The following is a 15,920-nucleotide window of genomic DNA, read 5'->3' on the forward strand; positions in this document are numbered from 1 at the left end:
CGTCATGAGCCAAGCGCCTTTCGCACCGTATCGATAACTGCTGTGATTGCTTCTGATATAGGTCCGTTCAATTTGCAGCCGGCAGCTCTTACATGCCCGCCGCCGCCAAACGTTTGTGCGATTGCCGCAACATCCGCTTGACCGACTGAACGCATGCTTACTTTGACATCGCCGTTCTCTGTTTCCTTGAACAAAATACCGACCTCAACGCCTTCAACGTTGCGGGCATAGTTGACGAGTCCTTCCAGATCATCGCCAATTGCGCCAGTCTCCGCCATATCCGCATAAGCGATATAGATCCAGGCGATCCGGTTGTCCGCTGAGAACGACAGCCGGTTTAGCCCGCGCTGCAGCAGCAAGAGCTGGGATTTCGTCATCCGCTCCAGCAGATGATCTGCGATCCAATGTCCCTGCACATCCTGTTCAAGCATACGTGATGCAATACGCATGACAGAAGCATTCGTATTGGAATAACGGAATCCGCCTGTATCGGTCAACAGTCCGGTGTAAATCGCAGTAGCCACTTCCTGATCGAACGGAATTTCGGCATATTCGATCAGATCATGCAGAATCTCGACTGTAGCCGCAGCGTCTGTCCGAATGAGATTAACAGTCCCGAAATCATCATTCGTCGGATGGTGGTCAATGTTGAGAAGCGGGATCCCCTCAGGAAAAGAGCCCGCAACGAGGCCGATGCGCCGGAAATCGGCACAATCGACCGCGATGATGGCATCATACGCTGTAGGGGGTTCCTCTTCATTGAATGTCATGATCGTACCGGAGGCTTCCATATAGGCAAGCCTTGAAGGAACGGTTCCCTCATTGATGAGAACCGCTGCCTTCCCAAGCTGCTTCAGCAGCCAGCCTACGGTCAAGGTAGAGCTGATTGCATCACCGTCAGGCTGAACGTGGGATACAACCAGAAATCGTTCCGCACTGCGGATGAAGGCCAATGCGTCTTCCAGCTTATTCTTGTACTGGGCAGCAAATGCTGCCTCATGCCGCGCCATTATTGGTCACCGCTACCGCTGTTGATCTTCTCCAGAAGCGATTCAATCCGGCTGCCGTATTCAATACTGCTGTCAAATTTGAAGATCAGCTCTGGCGTGTGGCGGAAACGGATGCGCTTGCCAAGCTCGGAACGGATATAGCCTGATCCCCGGCCGAGCGCCTTCAACGTCTCTTCCTTCTGCTCGTCACTGCCCAACACGCTTAGAAACACCCGTGCCTGGGACAGATCATTGGTCATCTCAACTCCAGTAACGGTAATGAAACCGATACGCGGATCCTTGAGCTCCTGCTGAATAATAACGCTTAGTTCTTTCTTAATTTGTTCGCCTACACGTCCTACGCGAATTTTGGCCATAGGTAATCACCTCTCTACTGTCTCCATAACGTAGGCCTCAATCGTGTCTCCCTCTTTCAGATCGTTGAACTTATCCAGCGTAATTCCGCACTCATAGCCTTGTGCGACTTCCTTGGCATCGTCCTTGTACCGTTTGAGCGATTCGATTTCTCCTTCATATACGACAATTCCGTTGCGGATCAAGCGTGCTTTCGCCGAACGGGTAATTTTGCCGGATGTAACCATACAACCTGCAATGGAGCCAACCTTAGTAACTTTGAAGATGTTGCGAATCTCGGCATGGCCGATAACAACTTCCTTGTAAATAGGATCAAGCATCCCTTTCATCGCATGCTCGATCTCGTCAATCACGTTATAGATAACGTTGTGATGACGAATGTCAACCTTCTCCTGCTCAGCTGTTGCTTTCGCCTGCGGCTCAGGACGAACATTAAAGCCGATGACGATTGCATTGGAGGCCGATGCCAGGATGATATCGGATTCAGTAATCGCACCTACACCGCTGTGGATAATCTTCACCTGAACGCCTTGAATATCGATCTTCGCCAACGAGCCTTTAAGCGCTTCTGAAGAACCTTGAACGTCCGCTTTAATGATTACGTTCAAGTCTTTAATTTCACCTTCAACGATATGTTTATACAGGTCATCTAATGTTATGCGCGTGTGCGTGCCCAGCTCTGTCTGACGATGCTTGGTTGCACGCCGTTCAGCGATAGCCCGCGCTTTGCGCTCATCCTCAAATACGAGGAACGGATCGCCTGCGTGAGGCACCTCCGTCAAACCTGTAATTTCGATCGGTGTGCTCGGCCCTGCTTCCTTGAGCCTGCGTCCCTTGTCATTCACCATTGCACGGACACGTCCGAAGCAGTTGCCCGCTACGAATGCATCACCAATCTTAAGTGTGCCGTGCTGCACGAGTATACGGGCAACCGGACCTTTTCCTTTATCAAGCTCTGCCTCGATAACAGTACCGCGAGCGCGTTTGTCCGGGTTCGCTTTGTAGTCGTTAACCTCAGCTACGAGCAGAATCATCTCAAGCAGATCCTCAAGGCCGATACGCTGCTTGGCGGATACGTTGACGAAAATCGTGTCGCCTCCCCACTCCTCAGGGACCAGCTCATATTCCGTCAGCTCTTGTTTTATTTTATCCGGATTCGCTTCCGGTTTATCGATTTTGTTCACAGCGACGATGATCGGTACGCCTGCAGCCTTCGCATGGGCGATCGCTTCCACTGTCTGCGGCATGACGCCGTCGTCAGCAGCAACAACGATGATTGTAATATCCGTTACCTGTGCTCCGCGCGCACGCATGAGCGTAAACGCTTCGTGGCCCGGTGTATCCAGGAACGTAATTTTCTTCTGGTTGATCTCAACCTGGTAAGCACCGATATGCTGGGTAATACCGCCAGCCTCGCCGCTTGTTACACTCGTTTTGCGAATCGCGTCAAGCAAGGTTGTTTTACCGTGGTCAACGTGACCCATAATGGTAACAACAGGCGGACGCGTTACGAGATCCTCGTCTTCATCCGTCTCTTCAATCGTTTCGAAGTGATCCTCTTCTACCGGGATTTTCACTTCAACCTCAACGCCATATTCCGTTGCGATCAGTTGAACGGTATCCAGATCGACCTCTTGGTTGATTGTTGCCATTACGCCAAGCATAATGAGCTTCTTAATCACCTCAGAGGCATCCTTATGAAGCAATTTTGCCAAATCACCGACGGTCATCGTGCCCCGAACAATGATCTTCTTAGGCGTATTATCGATTTTCTCCTTGAATACTTGCGGCTGACCGCCTCTGCCCCGCTGATTCTTGCCGCCACGGTTGTTGCCGCCCTTGAAGTTGCCCGTTCTGTTATCTTCAAAGCGCTTGCCGCCGCCCGGCTTGGATGAAGTTCTTCTCTTATCGTCGCCGCCGCCAGATGCAGAACGCGAATCGAACGAGCGTCCTTGCCCCCCTCCGCTGCGATTGGCATCCGGACGCTGACCGCCCTGGCCGACTCCTTGACCGCCGCCTTGACCGAAGCGCTGGCCGCCGCCTTGTTGACCTTGGCCTGCAGGACGCTGGCCGCCTTGGCCCTGGCCGCCGCTTGGACGCTGGCCGCCTTGACCGCCGCTGCCTTGGCCATAGCGTTGTCCGCCTTGGCTGTTGCCTTGGCCTTGACCGCCGCTTGGACGCTGGCCGCCCTGGCCGCCGCTGCCTTGACCATAGCGCTGACCGCCTTGACCCTGGCCGCCGCTTGGACGTTGTCCGCCTTGACCGCCGCTGCCTTGGCCATAGCGTTGTCCGCCTTGGCTGTTACCTTGGCCTTGACCGCCGCTAGGGCGCTGGCCGCCTTGGCCGCTGTTATTGCCTTGCTGAGCCGGACGCTGCTGCTGTCCCGCATTAGGCTGTGAAGTATTTGTCGTGCTTGCTTGCGATTCATTGCTGGACGATTGCGTCGTTGTCGATTGTGTTGCTTCAACTTGCTGTGAGGTATTTGATTGCGGTTTCGTTGTATTCATACTCCCCTGCTGTTCCTGATTATTTTTGTTAACCTGTCCTTGCTGTGGCTTCCGCTCCAGCTGTTGTCCTGCTTGACGATTCGTAGATTGCGTCGATTGTGTCGATGCAGATACGGTTGCATTCTCTTGTGCGCGCTTGGCTGCCGCAGTCGTCTTAATGTCACGGAAGAAGCCTTCAACCTTGTTAACCATCTCGTTCTCCATGACACTCATATGATTATTAACCGGAAGATTAAGCCGCTTCAGAATCGTAATAATCTCTTTGCTGCTCATATTGAGCGATTTGGCATATTCATAGACGCGCAATTTGTCCTTATTGTCTTTGCTGTCTTGTTGTTTAGTCAATATACTCCACCTCCGTAGGTTGGGTTAAGCTTCGTGTTATGCTAGCCGAGAATCCTGCGTCAGTAACCGCGATAAGCACGCGCTCCGACTTCCCGATTGCCTCCCCTAGCGATATCCGATCGAACGCTTCAACAAGCTTCACATTGTAGGTGCTGCATTTGTCCCGATACTTCTTCTTTGTATTATCTGAAGCATCGCCAGCTAATATGACAAGCCGGGCTTTGCCCTGCTTCACGGTCTTCAGCACAGTCTCGTCGCCAGTGACCAGCTTGCCTGCCCTCATTGCCATACCGAGCAGCGATAATGCCTTATGCTTCATCATCGTCATCATTCCGATCTCTGCTCGCGATGAATGTATCCTGAACTTTAATGAATTCCCGCTCTAATCCATCATATATGTCTTCGCCAACCGTTTGCTTGAGCGCACGATCAAGCGATTTTGCCTTTTTGGCGAGCTTGAAGCACTCTACCTTGCCGCACAAGTAGGCGCCGCGTCCGGCTTTCTTGCCTGTCAGATCGATGAGCACCTCTTCATCGGGCGTCCGCACAACGCGAATCAGCTCTTTCTTGGACATCATCTCTTGGCAGGCTACACATTTGCGAAGCGGAATTTTTCTCGGCCTCATCGTTCATCCCTCCTTAACGCTTAGACGTCACCCCTGCCTATAAAATCGCTGGTGTCCGCTAATCGATTGAGACGGAATCCTGATGCATCGTGCTCATTGGCGACTTAGGACGGCCATATTCCTGCTCGGCCTGCGTCTCGCTCTTAATATCGATTTTCCAACCGGTCAGCTTCGCAGCCAGACGGGCGTTCTGCCCTTTAATACCAATAGCCAGCGACAACTGATAGTCCGGAACGATAACCCGTGCCATCTTCTCTTGCTCATAAACGATAACCTCAATCACCTTCGAAGGACTGAGCGCGTTCGCAACATATTCCTCCACGTTCTCGGACCAGCGGACGATGTCGATCTTCTCGCCCTTCAGCTCGTTCACAATGGTCTGCACACGCATCCCCTTCTGCCCTACGCAGGAGCCGACAGGATCAACCTCATCATTGCGCGAATGAACCGCGATCTTGGAGCGGAAGCCCGCTTCTCTGGCCACGGAGCGGATCTCTACTACTCCGTCGTAAATTTCCGGCACTTCCAGCTCGAACAGACGCTTGAGTAGCCCGGGATGCGTACGGGACAAGAAGATTTGCGGGCCCTTGGTCGTGTTTTCGACTTTGGTTATAAATGATTTCACACGATCGCCATGCTTGAACTTGTCAGTAGGCATCAATTCAGTAAGCGGCAATACTGCCTCTACCTTGCCCAGATCTATGAACAGGTTCCGCACATCCTGGCGCTGCACAATGCCGTTGACAATATCTTCTTCCTTGTCAATAAACGCATTATAGATCAAGCCGCGCTCAGCCTCGCGGATGCGCTGGGTAACAACCTGCTTGGCTGTTTGCGCAGCAATTCGGCCAAAGTCACGCGGTGTAACCTCAATCTCGGCGATATCGTCGAGCTGATAATGCGGGTTCAATTCTCTGGATGCTTCCACAGATATCTCAAGCCGCGGGTCAAGTACCTCTTCAACAACCGTTTTGCGTGCGTATACTTTGATTACCCCGTTAAAGCGGTTAATATCAACCCGTACATTCTGGGCGGTATTGAAATTGCGTTTGTAGCTGGAGATCAGAGCCGCCTCGATTGCTTCTAATAATATATCTTTACTGATGCCCTTTTCTCTTTCGATTTCCGACAGCGCTTCAATAAAATCCATGCTCATTGGAACAATGTTCCCCCTTTCAAAATGGTTCCTGTCTTCTTAGAAAATAATAGCCAAGCGGGCGCTTGCCACCTTAGCGTAAGGTATTGCATGCTGCTTCTTCCCAATCCCGATAACAACCTGCTCGCCGTCGAACGACAGGAGCGTGCCTTCAAACTCCTTCAAGCCGCCGATAGGCTCATACGTTGTGACAAACACATGCTTGCCAACCGCCTTGCGGACATCTTCCGGCTTCTTCAACGGGCGCTCCGCCCCAGGTGATGAGACCTCGAGAAAATAAGCATCCGTGATGGGATCGTTCTCATCCAGCTTGAGACTTAGAACTTCACTAATACGGCCGCAATCATCGATATCAATGCCGCCTTCTTTATCAACAAACACGCGAAGGAAAAAGTTGCCGCCTTCCTTCACGTATTCGACATCGACAAGCTCAAAGCCATTCTCATCTAGATATGGTCGTACCATCTCTTCGACGACGGTTTTGATATTTGCTGTGCTCAAATATGTACCCCCCACTGCAACTGTCAGCCGCGCTATGCGCATTTGATCATGTCAGAGCATAATGTCAATTCACATTTCACAAGTAAAAAGATGTGGACAAAACGTAAAGAGTGGGTTTCCCCACTCTTCTGCGAAAAAGTCGTATCATCAGCATTGCCAGAAAAATTATACCATAACCATAGTGTGCTGACAACAAATGAATTGCTTTCATCGCCAGCGCCATCTCTTAATTCTAGAATAATGAGAGCTGATTGGACTCAGGAAGTCCCCGGAAACAGCCCATAGAAGCGAGCACTTCCACAATCGTTTTCGATGCTTTCGACTTCTGCTGAAAGTCCTCAACGGACAAAAATTCACCATGATCCCTTGCCCCGGCTATGTTGCGCGCCGCGTTCTCACCGACACCTGCAATCGCTGCGAAAGGAGGAATAAGCGATGTGCCGTCGATAATGAAGCGCGTAGCGTCGGAACGATACAGATCGACCGGCTTGAAGGAGAAGCCGCGGGCTGTCATCTCAAGCGCCATCTCCAGAAGAGAGATCGAGTTCTTCTCTTTGGGCAGCGCCTGGAATCCCTTGGCTTCAATCTCGACAATCTTGCGCAGAATCGCATCGTATCCCTGGCACAGCAGCTCCAGATCAAAGTCCTCCGCCCTTACGCTGAAATAGGTCGCATAATAAGCGATCGGATGGTAGAGCTTGAAGAAGGCTGTCCGAACCGCCGAGATTACGTATGCGGCGGCATGCGCCTTAGGGAACATGTATTCAATCTTGAGGCAGGAGTCAATGTACCATTGCGGCACCTTGCACTGCTTCATCTCCTCGATCCATTCGGGAGTAAGCCCCTTGCCCTTACGCACGCTCTCTGTAATTTTGAATGCCAGACCTGCATCCATTCCGGCTTTATAGATCAGGAACAGCATGATATCGTCACGGCAGCCGATTACGGTCTTGATCGTACAGGTCCGATTCTTAATCAGCTCCTGGGCATTGCCAAGCCAAACGCCAGTACCATGGGACAGCCCGGAAATTTGGAGCAGGTCGGCAAAGGTGGCCGGCTTCGTCTCCTCAAGCATCTGGCGGACGAATTTGGTTCCCATCTCCGGCACGCCGTAGGTTGCAACAGAGGTGCGGATTTTGTCCGGGGCAACACCGAGTGATTCCGTCGAATTGAACATGCTCATCACCTTGGGATCATTCATCGGGATTGTCGTGGGATCTACGCCCGTCAAATCCTGCAGCATCCGCATCATAGTCGGATCATCATGTCCCAGTATATCGAGCTTGAGCAGGTTCGCATCGAAAGCATGATAGTCAAAATGGGTTGTTTTCCATTCCGCACTCGTATCATCAGCCGGGAATTGCACCGGTGTAATATCCTCGACCTCGATATAATCAGGCACGACGACAATCCCCCCGGGATGCTGGCCGGTACTACGCTTTACGCCCGTACAGCCGTTAGCCAAGCGGGACAGCTCGGCTCCCCGCCACTTCTTGCCCTTGGATTCCTCATACTTTTTGGCAAATCCGAATGCGGTTTTTTCGGCAACCGTACCGATTGTGCCTGCACGGAATACATTTTTGTCTCCGAACAGCACCTTCGTATAGTTATGGGCTTGCGGCTGGTATTCACCGGAAAAGTTAAGATCGATATCGGGAACCTTGTCGCCCTTAAATCCAAGGAACGTCTCGAACGGGATATCCTGCCCCTCGCCCTTGAGCGGCTTGCCGCAGTCCGGACAAATTTTGTCCGGCAGGTCGAATCCGCTCGGATAGCTGCCGTCAAGGAACCATTCGCTATATTTGCACGCTTCATTCAGGCAGGTATAATGCGCTGGAAGCGGGTTAACCTCTGATATGCCAAGGAACGTAGCAACGACCGAGGAGCCGACAGAGCCCCGGGAGCCGACCAGATAACCGTCTTGATTCGATTTCTTAACCAGCCTCTCCGAGATGAGATAGTTGGCAGAGAATCCGAACTTGATAATCGGTACGAGCTCCTTCTCCAGACGTTGCACGACAACATCCGGCAGCGGCTCGCCATATTGCTTCTTCGCCGTATCGTAGCAGGTGCTCCGAATTTCTTCATCCGCGCCATCAATGATCGGTGTAAACAGCTTGTCCGGGAACATCTCGAACGGCTCGAATCTCTCAGCAAGCTCATTCGTATTCTTCACTACGACCTCATGCGCCCTGGCTTCTCCAAGAAAGGCGAACTCCGCCAGCATCTCCTTCGTCGTACGGAAATGGGCATCCGGCTTCTGGATGTCCTTGAGCGGGCTAAAGCCGGTAATCCCATGTATCGTAATATCCCGGAAGATCTTCTCCCGCTGACGCAAATAATGAACATTGCCTGTCGCGATCACCGGCTTGCCTAGCTTGTCGCCAATCTCGCATACGCGGCGGAGCGCGCCTTCGATTTCGGCGCGGCTGGCAACGAAGCCTTTGTCAACCAGATGCATGTAGAAGCATACAGGCTGAATCTCCAGCACATCGTAGTAACGGGCAACTTCCTCCGCTTCCTCCACCGATTTGTTCATTACCGTCTCGAAGAACTCGCCCTTCTCGCAGCCTGAGATGATCAGCAGCCCTTCGCGCAGCTCGCTCAGCTTGCTTTTGGGAATGCAGGCAACACGTTTGAAATGCTCGGTATGGGAGAGCGATACCAGCTTGAACAGGTTCTTCTTGCCGACCGCATTCAGCGCATAGATGCAGCAGTGAAACGGACGCGAGTTGGAGAAATCCAGCCCGACATAATCGTTCAGCATATGAAGCCCTGTCACGTTCCGCTGCGCCGCATCGCCAACAAGTCCCATGAGCACGCCGCCGAGCGCAATGGAGTCATCGATCGCGCGGTGATGATTCTCCAGACTGATCTTATATTTATCCGATAATGTATTAAGACGGTGATTCTTCATTGACGGATGCAGGAACCGCGCCAGCTCAAGCGTATCCAGCACCGGATTGCGCAGCTCCGGAATTCCGTAAGCCTTGCAGGCTACCTGGATAAAACCCATATCAAAGCGGGCGTTATGAGCGACAAGCACCGCATCCCCAATAAAGTCCACAAATTCATGAAGCTTAGGCTCCAGCTCCGGCGCATCCCTGACCATATCATTCGTAATATTCGTCAGCTGCTGAATATTGTAAGGAATGTCCTCATGCGGATTAATGAAGGTGGAGAAACGATCAATCTCTTTGCCATCCTGGATTTTGACCCCGGCCAGCTCAATGATCTTATTGTTAATGACCGATAATCCGGTCGTCTCGATATCGAATACCACATAGACCGCTGTCAGCAATTGTTCCTCGCGTGAATTCATAACCATAGGGATCGCATCGTTTACGACATTCGCTTCCAAGCCGAACATCACTTTAATGTCATGCTTCTTCGCCGCTTTGGCCGCATCCGGGTAACATTGCACATTGCTGTGATCGGTAATTGCGATCGCCTTGTGCCCCCACTTGGCTGCCTGCTTCACGTATTCGCCGATTGGCGTTATGCCATCCATCGTGCTCATCGTGGAATGCAGATGGAATTCTACCCGCTTCTCCTCCGCATCATCCTTCTCTTCCTTAGGCGCAACAACCTCATGAAGATCGGACGGCATCATAACAAGCTCAGGCTCCTGCATGAACCGGTCATATTCCACTCTTCCGCGTGCCTTGATCCATTTGCCATTGGCAAGCTGGCTCAGCACCTTTACATCATCCTTCGTCTTCCCGAACATCTTCATGGCGATGGAATCCGTAAAGTCCGTTATATTAAAGGTGAACAGCGTGCTTCCATTGCGCAGCTCCTTCACGTCCAGTCCGAAAACTGTACCTTGAACGGTCACCTTCTTCTCTTCCTCAATCACATTCATGATGGGAACCGCTTCTTCACGAATGTCATAGCCCACGACGAGACGAACCTCGCCTTCTTCGACCGGCGGCGCTTCAGCTGCCGCACTGCTCATCATCTGCTGGATGACCTCGCGCTCGGCAAGATCCCGCTGCTGCGCGAACTGCTCGTATACCTCTTGACTTGACTCGCCAATCGTCAGCTTCATCCGGCACGCACGATGAAACTGCTGCTGGAAGAAGGCAACCGCCAGCTCATCCATCTTCTTCTTGCGGGCAAGCTCCAGCCCCATCTCATCCAGCATCGCCAGCGTAATGAGGTCGTTCTCGATCTCCATCCGGGCCTTGCCCAGCCATCCATTGACAGAAGCGTTATTCTGCTGCACCCATTCTACGAAAGTCGGCCAATATTCGCGTACCAGCTGCTCGGTTTCCACGGCATCTTCATAGATGAAACGAAATGAAACCTCTGCAAGATGTGCAAATTTGGCCCGCACAGACCGGCAAAAAACACCAAAAGCCGGTAAAGGAACCAAAGACGTTTTGCGTATGCAAAACGTCCATTCCCGGTTGCTCCGGCTTACGATCACTTGGTCAATATAACCATCCCCAAAATGCTCCTCCACAAGTCCCTGTGGCAATTCGGCCTGCTTCAGCAGCAGCTCGAAGCGCTGCCGCTTATCTCCGGTTTGGTTCATTGTTTCCTCCCCCAAGAAGAAAAGTTAGCCGCCCTGCACAAGCTCGTTGCGAGCTCGATACCGGGACGGCAACAAAAATTTCTCCCCTTATTGCTAATCAATATGCACGCGCAAATACGACAGTGTGCGCTGCTTTTTCTTCACAAACAAGACATTTGGTCTTCTTCTCGGCCGGTTGATAAGGAATGTTGCGGCTCGTAGCGCCAGTCTCTTCCTTGACTTGGCGTTCACAGGCATCGGAACCACACCAGCCTGCAAGCACAAAGCCCCTCTTCTCTTCCATCATCGCCTTCATCTCATCCAGCGTCTCAACAGAATGCGAATGATCCGCACGGAACTGCTTCGCACGCTCGAACATATCGGCCTGGATCTCTGCAAGCATCCGTTCAACCTCTGCTGTAAGGTCAGCTTGCGCTACGACACGCTTCTCTCCGGAAATGCGCGAGACGAGAACCACTTGTCCATTCTCCATATCACGCGGTCCAAGCTCAAGACGAAGCGGAACGCCGCGCATCTCGTATTCATTGAATTTCCAGCCTGGGCTGACATCGCTGCGGTCATCGACCTTAACCCGTATGCCCGACTTCTTAAGCTCAGCGTACAGTTCATCCACACGGCCAACCACCTGCTCGCGCGTCTTGGGAGGCCCGATCGGAATCATAATCACTTGAGTCGGCGCAACCTTGGGAGGCAGTGCAAGACCACGGTCATCCCCATGTACCATAATAAGCGCACCCAGCAATCGTGTCGATACCCCCCATGAAGTCGTATGCGCGAATTGCTGGGTATTCTCACGGTCAAGGAATTTAATATCGAAGGCTACCGCAAAATTTGTTCCGAGATAATGGGAGGTGCCTGCCTGAACAGCACGGCCGTCCTTCATCATCGCTTCAATGGAATACGTATCAACAGCGCCGGCAAACTTCTCTGATGGCGTCTTCTGGCCGACGATAACTGGAATCGCCAGGAAGTTCTCCGCGAATTCTGTGTAGATCTGCAGCATTTGATTCGTTTCCTGCCGCGCCTCTTCTTCCGTCTCATGAGCCGTATGGCCTTCCTGCCAGAGGAATTCAGTCGTGCGCAGGAATGGCAGCGTTCGTTTCTCCCAGCGTACGACGTTCGCCCACTGGTTAATTAACAGGGGCAGATCGCGATAGGATTGAATCCATTTGGAATACATATGTCCGATAATCGTCTCGGAGGTCGGGCGAATAGCCAGACGCTCTTCGAGCTTCTCCCCACCGGCTTCCGTAACCCACGGCAGCTCGGGATTGAACCCTTCTACGTGCTCCTTCTCCTTCTGGAAGAAGCTCTCCGGGATGAACATCGGGAAATAGGCATTGCGATGGCCCGTCTCCTTGAACATCCGATCCAGCTCATCCTTCATATACTCCCAGATTTCAAAGCCTTCCGGACGGAATACGATACAGCCGCGTACCGGCGAATAATCCATTAATTCCGCTTTCTTAATAACATCGATGTACCATCTTGAGAAATCTTCGCCTTGCGGCGTTATTTCGGTAACAAATTGCTTCTCTTTCGACATGACCGACTATTACTCCCCTCTAACCAATCGCAGAATATCATTGTAAGTTACGGCTAGCATGAGCAGCATCAACAGGGCAAAGCCGATAAAATGCACCATGCTCTCGCGGTTCGGATTAACCGGCTTGCGGCGAACCGCTTCAAGTCCAAGGAACAGCAAACGGCTTCCATCCAGTGCCGGAATAGGGAGCAGGTTGAATATTCCAAGATATAAGCTAAGCAGAGCCGCCCATCTGGTGAGCTCAGTAAAGCCTTGTGCCGCGATCTCTCCCGTAACCTGTGCGGTCCGGACAGGGCCGCCTAAATCATCCAGCTTGAAATCACCGATAATCAGCTTCTTGAATCCTTCAAAAATACTGATTGTCATTTGCTTCATATACCAACCTGATTCCTCGAATGTCTCCAGGAAGGTTGCAGGCCTCGTCGGATATGCGGGCCCCACGCCTACTTTCCCGATGCCCGTTGTCTCTTCCGGCTTAGGCGTAATGGTCAGCTCAAGCTGCTGATTGTCGCGAATTACCGTCCACTTCTGAGGTGAATTCGGCGACTTTTTGATCATATCAACCATCTTCTCCGCATCAATCCCAATCGGGACACCATCGATGGCTTGAATGACATCGCCTTCCTGGAGTCCCGCAGCGGCAGCCGGCATTTCCTTATCGAGATAGCCGACTAGCAGACGATCAGGATTCTCCATCGGAACGCCATGCATCGTAATGTACAGCGCGAATAAAACAAACGCAAGCACAAAGTTCATAACCGGTCCGGCAACAATCGCAAGCGAACGCTGGCCGACCGTCTTGCTGCCAAACTGGCGATCCAGTGGAGCAATTTGAGTCTCTTTGCCTTTTGCAATGAGAAGCGCTGCAGGGTGAACGGGATACGTCTCCGAAATACCGTCAGATACGAGCGTTAACTGGAGCTTCTTCTCAATATCAATGGATTGCACCTCGCCGCGGATCACATTGGAGCGTTCCTCAAGCCGGTCCAGATAGAAGCGCGTAACCGCATTCTTCGCAAGCCGCACTGCTATAGTCTGGCCCGGCTGGACTTCGACAAGTTCGGGATCTTCACCCGCCATGCGGACAAAACCGCCGGCAGGAATCAAGCGGAGTGTATAGCGTGTTTCCCCGCGTTTGACAGAAAATAGCTTGGGACCAAATCCGATTGCGAATTCTCTGACGAGAATGCCCGCACGCTTGGCAAAGTAATAATGACCCCACTCATGGATCGTCACTATTACAAAAAAGACGAGTACCGTCATTAAGACGACTTGAATCATATGCATCGTTATAGAGCCTCCTGTTTCGTAACGGCTTGTACTTAGATTATCATTATTCTCCCGTTCGATACAAGAGAACCAGGGGTCTAGATCATTGCCGCTTCTTTTCTAGCCCATGCGTCAACCTCTGCAATTGCCGCTACGTCAGGAAGATCTGTGATGCCATGTTTGCCCAGAACCTCTTCAATAATCCGTTCAATATCCAGAAAAGTAATGGCTCCTTCAAGGAAGCGGGCCACTGCCGTCTCATTCGCCGCATTGAAGACAGTCGGGGCGGATCGTCCTGCTTTGCCGCTCTCATAGGCGAAGCGCAAGCAAGGATAACGGGCGAAATCCATCTCACGGAAGTTAAGCGAGCCCAGCCTGGCAAGATTAAGCGATTCTGTTGGTGTCGGACGCCGCCCCGGATAAGTAAGTGCATATTGAATCGGCACCCTCATATCAGGCAAGCCAAGCTGGGCAACGATGCTGTTATCTACAAATTCTACATAGGAGTGTATGATGCTCTCCGGATGTATAATCACATCAATCTCATCATATTGAAGGCCGAACAGCCAGTGAGCTTCAATAACTTCCAGCCCTTTGTTCGCCATTGTAGCCGAATCAATCGTTATCTTAGCACCCATCGACCAATTGGGATGATTCAGCGCTTCCGCCACAGTTACGCCCTGGAGCTCATCCCTTGTGCGGTCGCGGAAGGAGCCGCCGGAAGCGGTCAGTGTAATTCGCTTCACATCCTTGCGGTTCTCGCCGTTCAGACATTGGAAGATCGCGGAATGCTCGCTGTCGATCGGCAGAATAGAGACGCCCTTGTGGGCTGCCTGCTTCATCACCAGATGTCCGGCAGTTACAAGTGTCTCCTTATTCGCAAGTCCAATGTTCTTGCCGGCCTCTATGGCCGCAAGAGTAGCGCTCAATCCCCTGCTTCCAACAATCGCGGTTACGACCGTATCCGCCTCCGTTGTTGCAGCGATTTCGATCAGACCTTGTTCACCGAAGAGCACCTTCGTTCCGCCTGGCAGATGAGGCTTAATGTCATCGACCAGCGACTTCTCAGCTACGCACACAACCCGGGGATGGAACCGCTTCGCCTGCTCGATAAGCAGCCCAATGTTGCCCCCGGCCGCAAGGCCGTGAACCTCATAGGCATCCGGCTCATTAGCTACAACATCCAATGTCTGCGTGCCCACTGATCCCGTTGAACCGAGTATAGTCAGTTTCTTCATTCATCCACCTATCCTTCTCTTCTAGCCAAGCGGCAGTAAATCTGTCATTACTAGAAGCGGAAACACGATAAGCCAGCTGTCGCAGCGATCAAGCACACCGCCATGACCTGGCAACAGTGCCCCGGTATCCTTTATTCCGCGAACCCGCTTATATGCGGATTGAATCAGATCACCTAGCTGCCCGGCTATGGCAGCGACCAGACCGATCAGCAGCGCGCGTCCCAAATCAATGACATCCGGTACCGCAAAGGCAAATATGGCGGTGACAATAACTGCCAGAAGCACACCGCCCAGCGAGCCTTCAATCGTCTTGTTCGGGCTAATGGAGGGCCACAGCTTGTGCTTGCCGAATGCCCGGCCTGTGAAGTAGGCGCCGCTGTCAGATGCCCAGATTGCTCCGAATGCCATCAGTGTTGTGAGCAGGCCATGCATATCTCCATTGCGCACCTCAAACATCGCATTGAAGCCATAGCCTACGTAGAGCGCTCCAAGGAGAAGCAGAGCCGCTCCATCTATTGTGAATTTGTTCTTGGTCATAACCGTTGCCGCCAATAACAAAAACATAAGCAGCCAAATCATATGTAGTGCTGAAGGCTCCCTTAGCCCCAGTTCACCCCATGGTACCAGAAGGAACAGCACGCCGGCATATCCAATCAAGGATGCCGGATGATGCCACTGCAAGCCATTCATTCGAATAAATTCCCAGAATCCAATTAGAGCAAGCAATAAAAGCAGGCCATAGAAGAACCAACCGCCCAGTATAGTTAAGAGGATAAATATGGCGCCGCCGATGACGCCTGTTACGATTCGTTGTTTCATTGCGACGCA

At 52.0% G+C, this 15,920-nt stretch carries 12 protein-coding genes; all 12 read right to left on the minus strand.

Translation table 11 applies throughout. The features are described 5' to 3' along the window. Positions 1–2: 2 nt before the first annotated feature. Complete coding sequence (locus K0T92_RS00680; protein WP_219870494.1) at positions 3–1,010, minus strand: DHH family phosphoesterase; 1,008 nt, start codon at positions 1,008–1,010, stop codon at positions 3–5. After that, a complete protein-coding gene (rbfA, locus tag K0T92_RS00685) occupies positions 1,010–1,366 on the minus strand; it encodes a 30S ribosome-binding factor RbfA (RefSeq protein ID WP_219870495.1) in 357 nt (118 codons plus the stop codon). The genes K0T92_RS00680 and rbfA overlap by 1 nt, the downstream gene beginning before the upstream one ends. 6 nt (positions 1,367–1,372) lie before the next feature. Next, complete coding sequence (gene infB, locus K0T92_RS00690) at positions 1,373–4,216, minus strand: translation initiation factor IF-2 (protein ID WP_219870496.1); 2,844 nt, start codon at positions 4,214–4,216, stop codon at positions 1,373–1,375. Beyond that, positions 4,209–4,538 carry a L7Ae/L30e/S12e/Gadd45 family ribosomal protein gene (locus K0T92_RS00695; protein ID WP_219871152.1) on the minus strand — a complete coding sequence of 110 codons (330 nt, stop codon included), beginning with the start codon at positions 4,536–4,538 and terminating at the stop codon, positions 4,209–4,211. The genes infB and K0T92_RS00695 overlap by 8 nt, the downstream gene beginning before the upstream one ends. After that, entirely contained in the window at positions 4,525–4,842 is a 318-nt protein-coding gene (gene rnpM, locus K0T92_RS00700) for an RNase P modulator RnpM (protein WP_219870497.1), read from the minus strand. Before rnpM ends, K0T92_RS00695 begins: the two co-directional genes overlap by 14 nt. Before the next feature lie 58 nt (positions 4,843–4,900). Further along, positions 4,901–5,998, minus strand: a complete 1,098-nt coding sequence (gene nusA / locus K0T92_RS00705; protein ID WP_219870498.1) for a transcription termination factor NusA — start codon at positions 5,996–5,998, stop codon at positions 4,901–4,903. A gap of 39 nt (positions 5,999–6,037) precedes the next feature. Further along, positions 6,038–6,499, minus strand: coding sequence for a ribosome maturation factor RimP (rimP, locus tag K0T92_RS00710; RefSeq protein ID WP_219870499.1), 462 nt, complete (start codon positions 6,497–6,499; stop codon positions 6,038–6,040). 232 nt (positions 6,500–6,731) lie between these two features. Next, complete coding sequence (locus K0T92_RS00715) at positions 6,732–11,039, minus strand: PolC-type DNA polymerase III (protein ID WP_219870500.1); 4,308 nt, start codon at positions 11,037–11,039, stop codon at positions 6,732–6,734. 97 nt (positions 11,040–11,136) lie between these two features. Continuing rightward, positions 11,137–12,585: a proline--tRNA ligase gene (gene proS, locus K0T92_RS00720; protein ID WP_219870501.1), complete on the minus strand. Its 1,449-nt coding sequence runs from the start codon at positions 12,583–12,585 to the stop codon at positions 11,137–11,139. A gap of 9 nt (positions 12,586–12,594) precedes the next feature. Then, on the minus strand, positions 12,595–13,872 hold the full coding sequence (gene rseP, locus K0T92_RS00725) for an RIP metalloprotease RseP (RefSeq protein WP_219870502.1): 1,278 nt from the start codon (positions 13,870–13,872) through the stop codon (positions 12,595–12,597). A gap of 80 nt (positions 13,873–13,952) precedes the next feature. Beyond that, on the minus strand, positions 13,953–15,092 hold the full coding sequence (locus K0T92_RS00730; protein ID WP_219870503.1) for a 1-deoxy-D-xylulose-5-phosphate reductoisomerase: 1,140 nt from the start codon (positions 15,090–15,092) through the stop codon (positions 13,953–13,955). Positions 15,093–15,113: 21 nt separating this feature from the next. After that, positions 15,114–15,911 carry a phosphatidate cytidylyltransferase gene (locus K0T92_RS00735; protein WP_219870504.1) on the minus strand — a complete coding sequence of 266 codons (798 nt, stop codon included), beginning with the start codon at positions 15,909–15,911 and terminating at the stop codon, positions 15,114–15,116. Positions 15,912–15,920: the final 9 nt, after the last annotated feature.

The sequence above is a fragment of the Paenibacillus oenotherae genome (genome assembly GCF_019443105.1).
GTDB lineage: Bacteria > Bacillota > Bacilli > Paenibacillales > Paenibacillaceae > Paenibacillus_Z > Paenibacillus_Z oenotherae.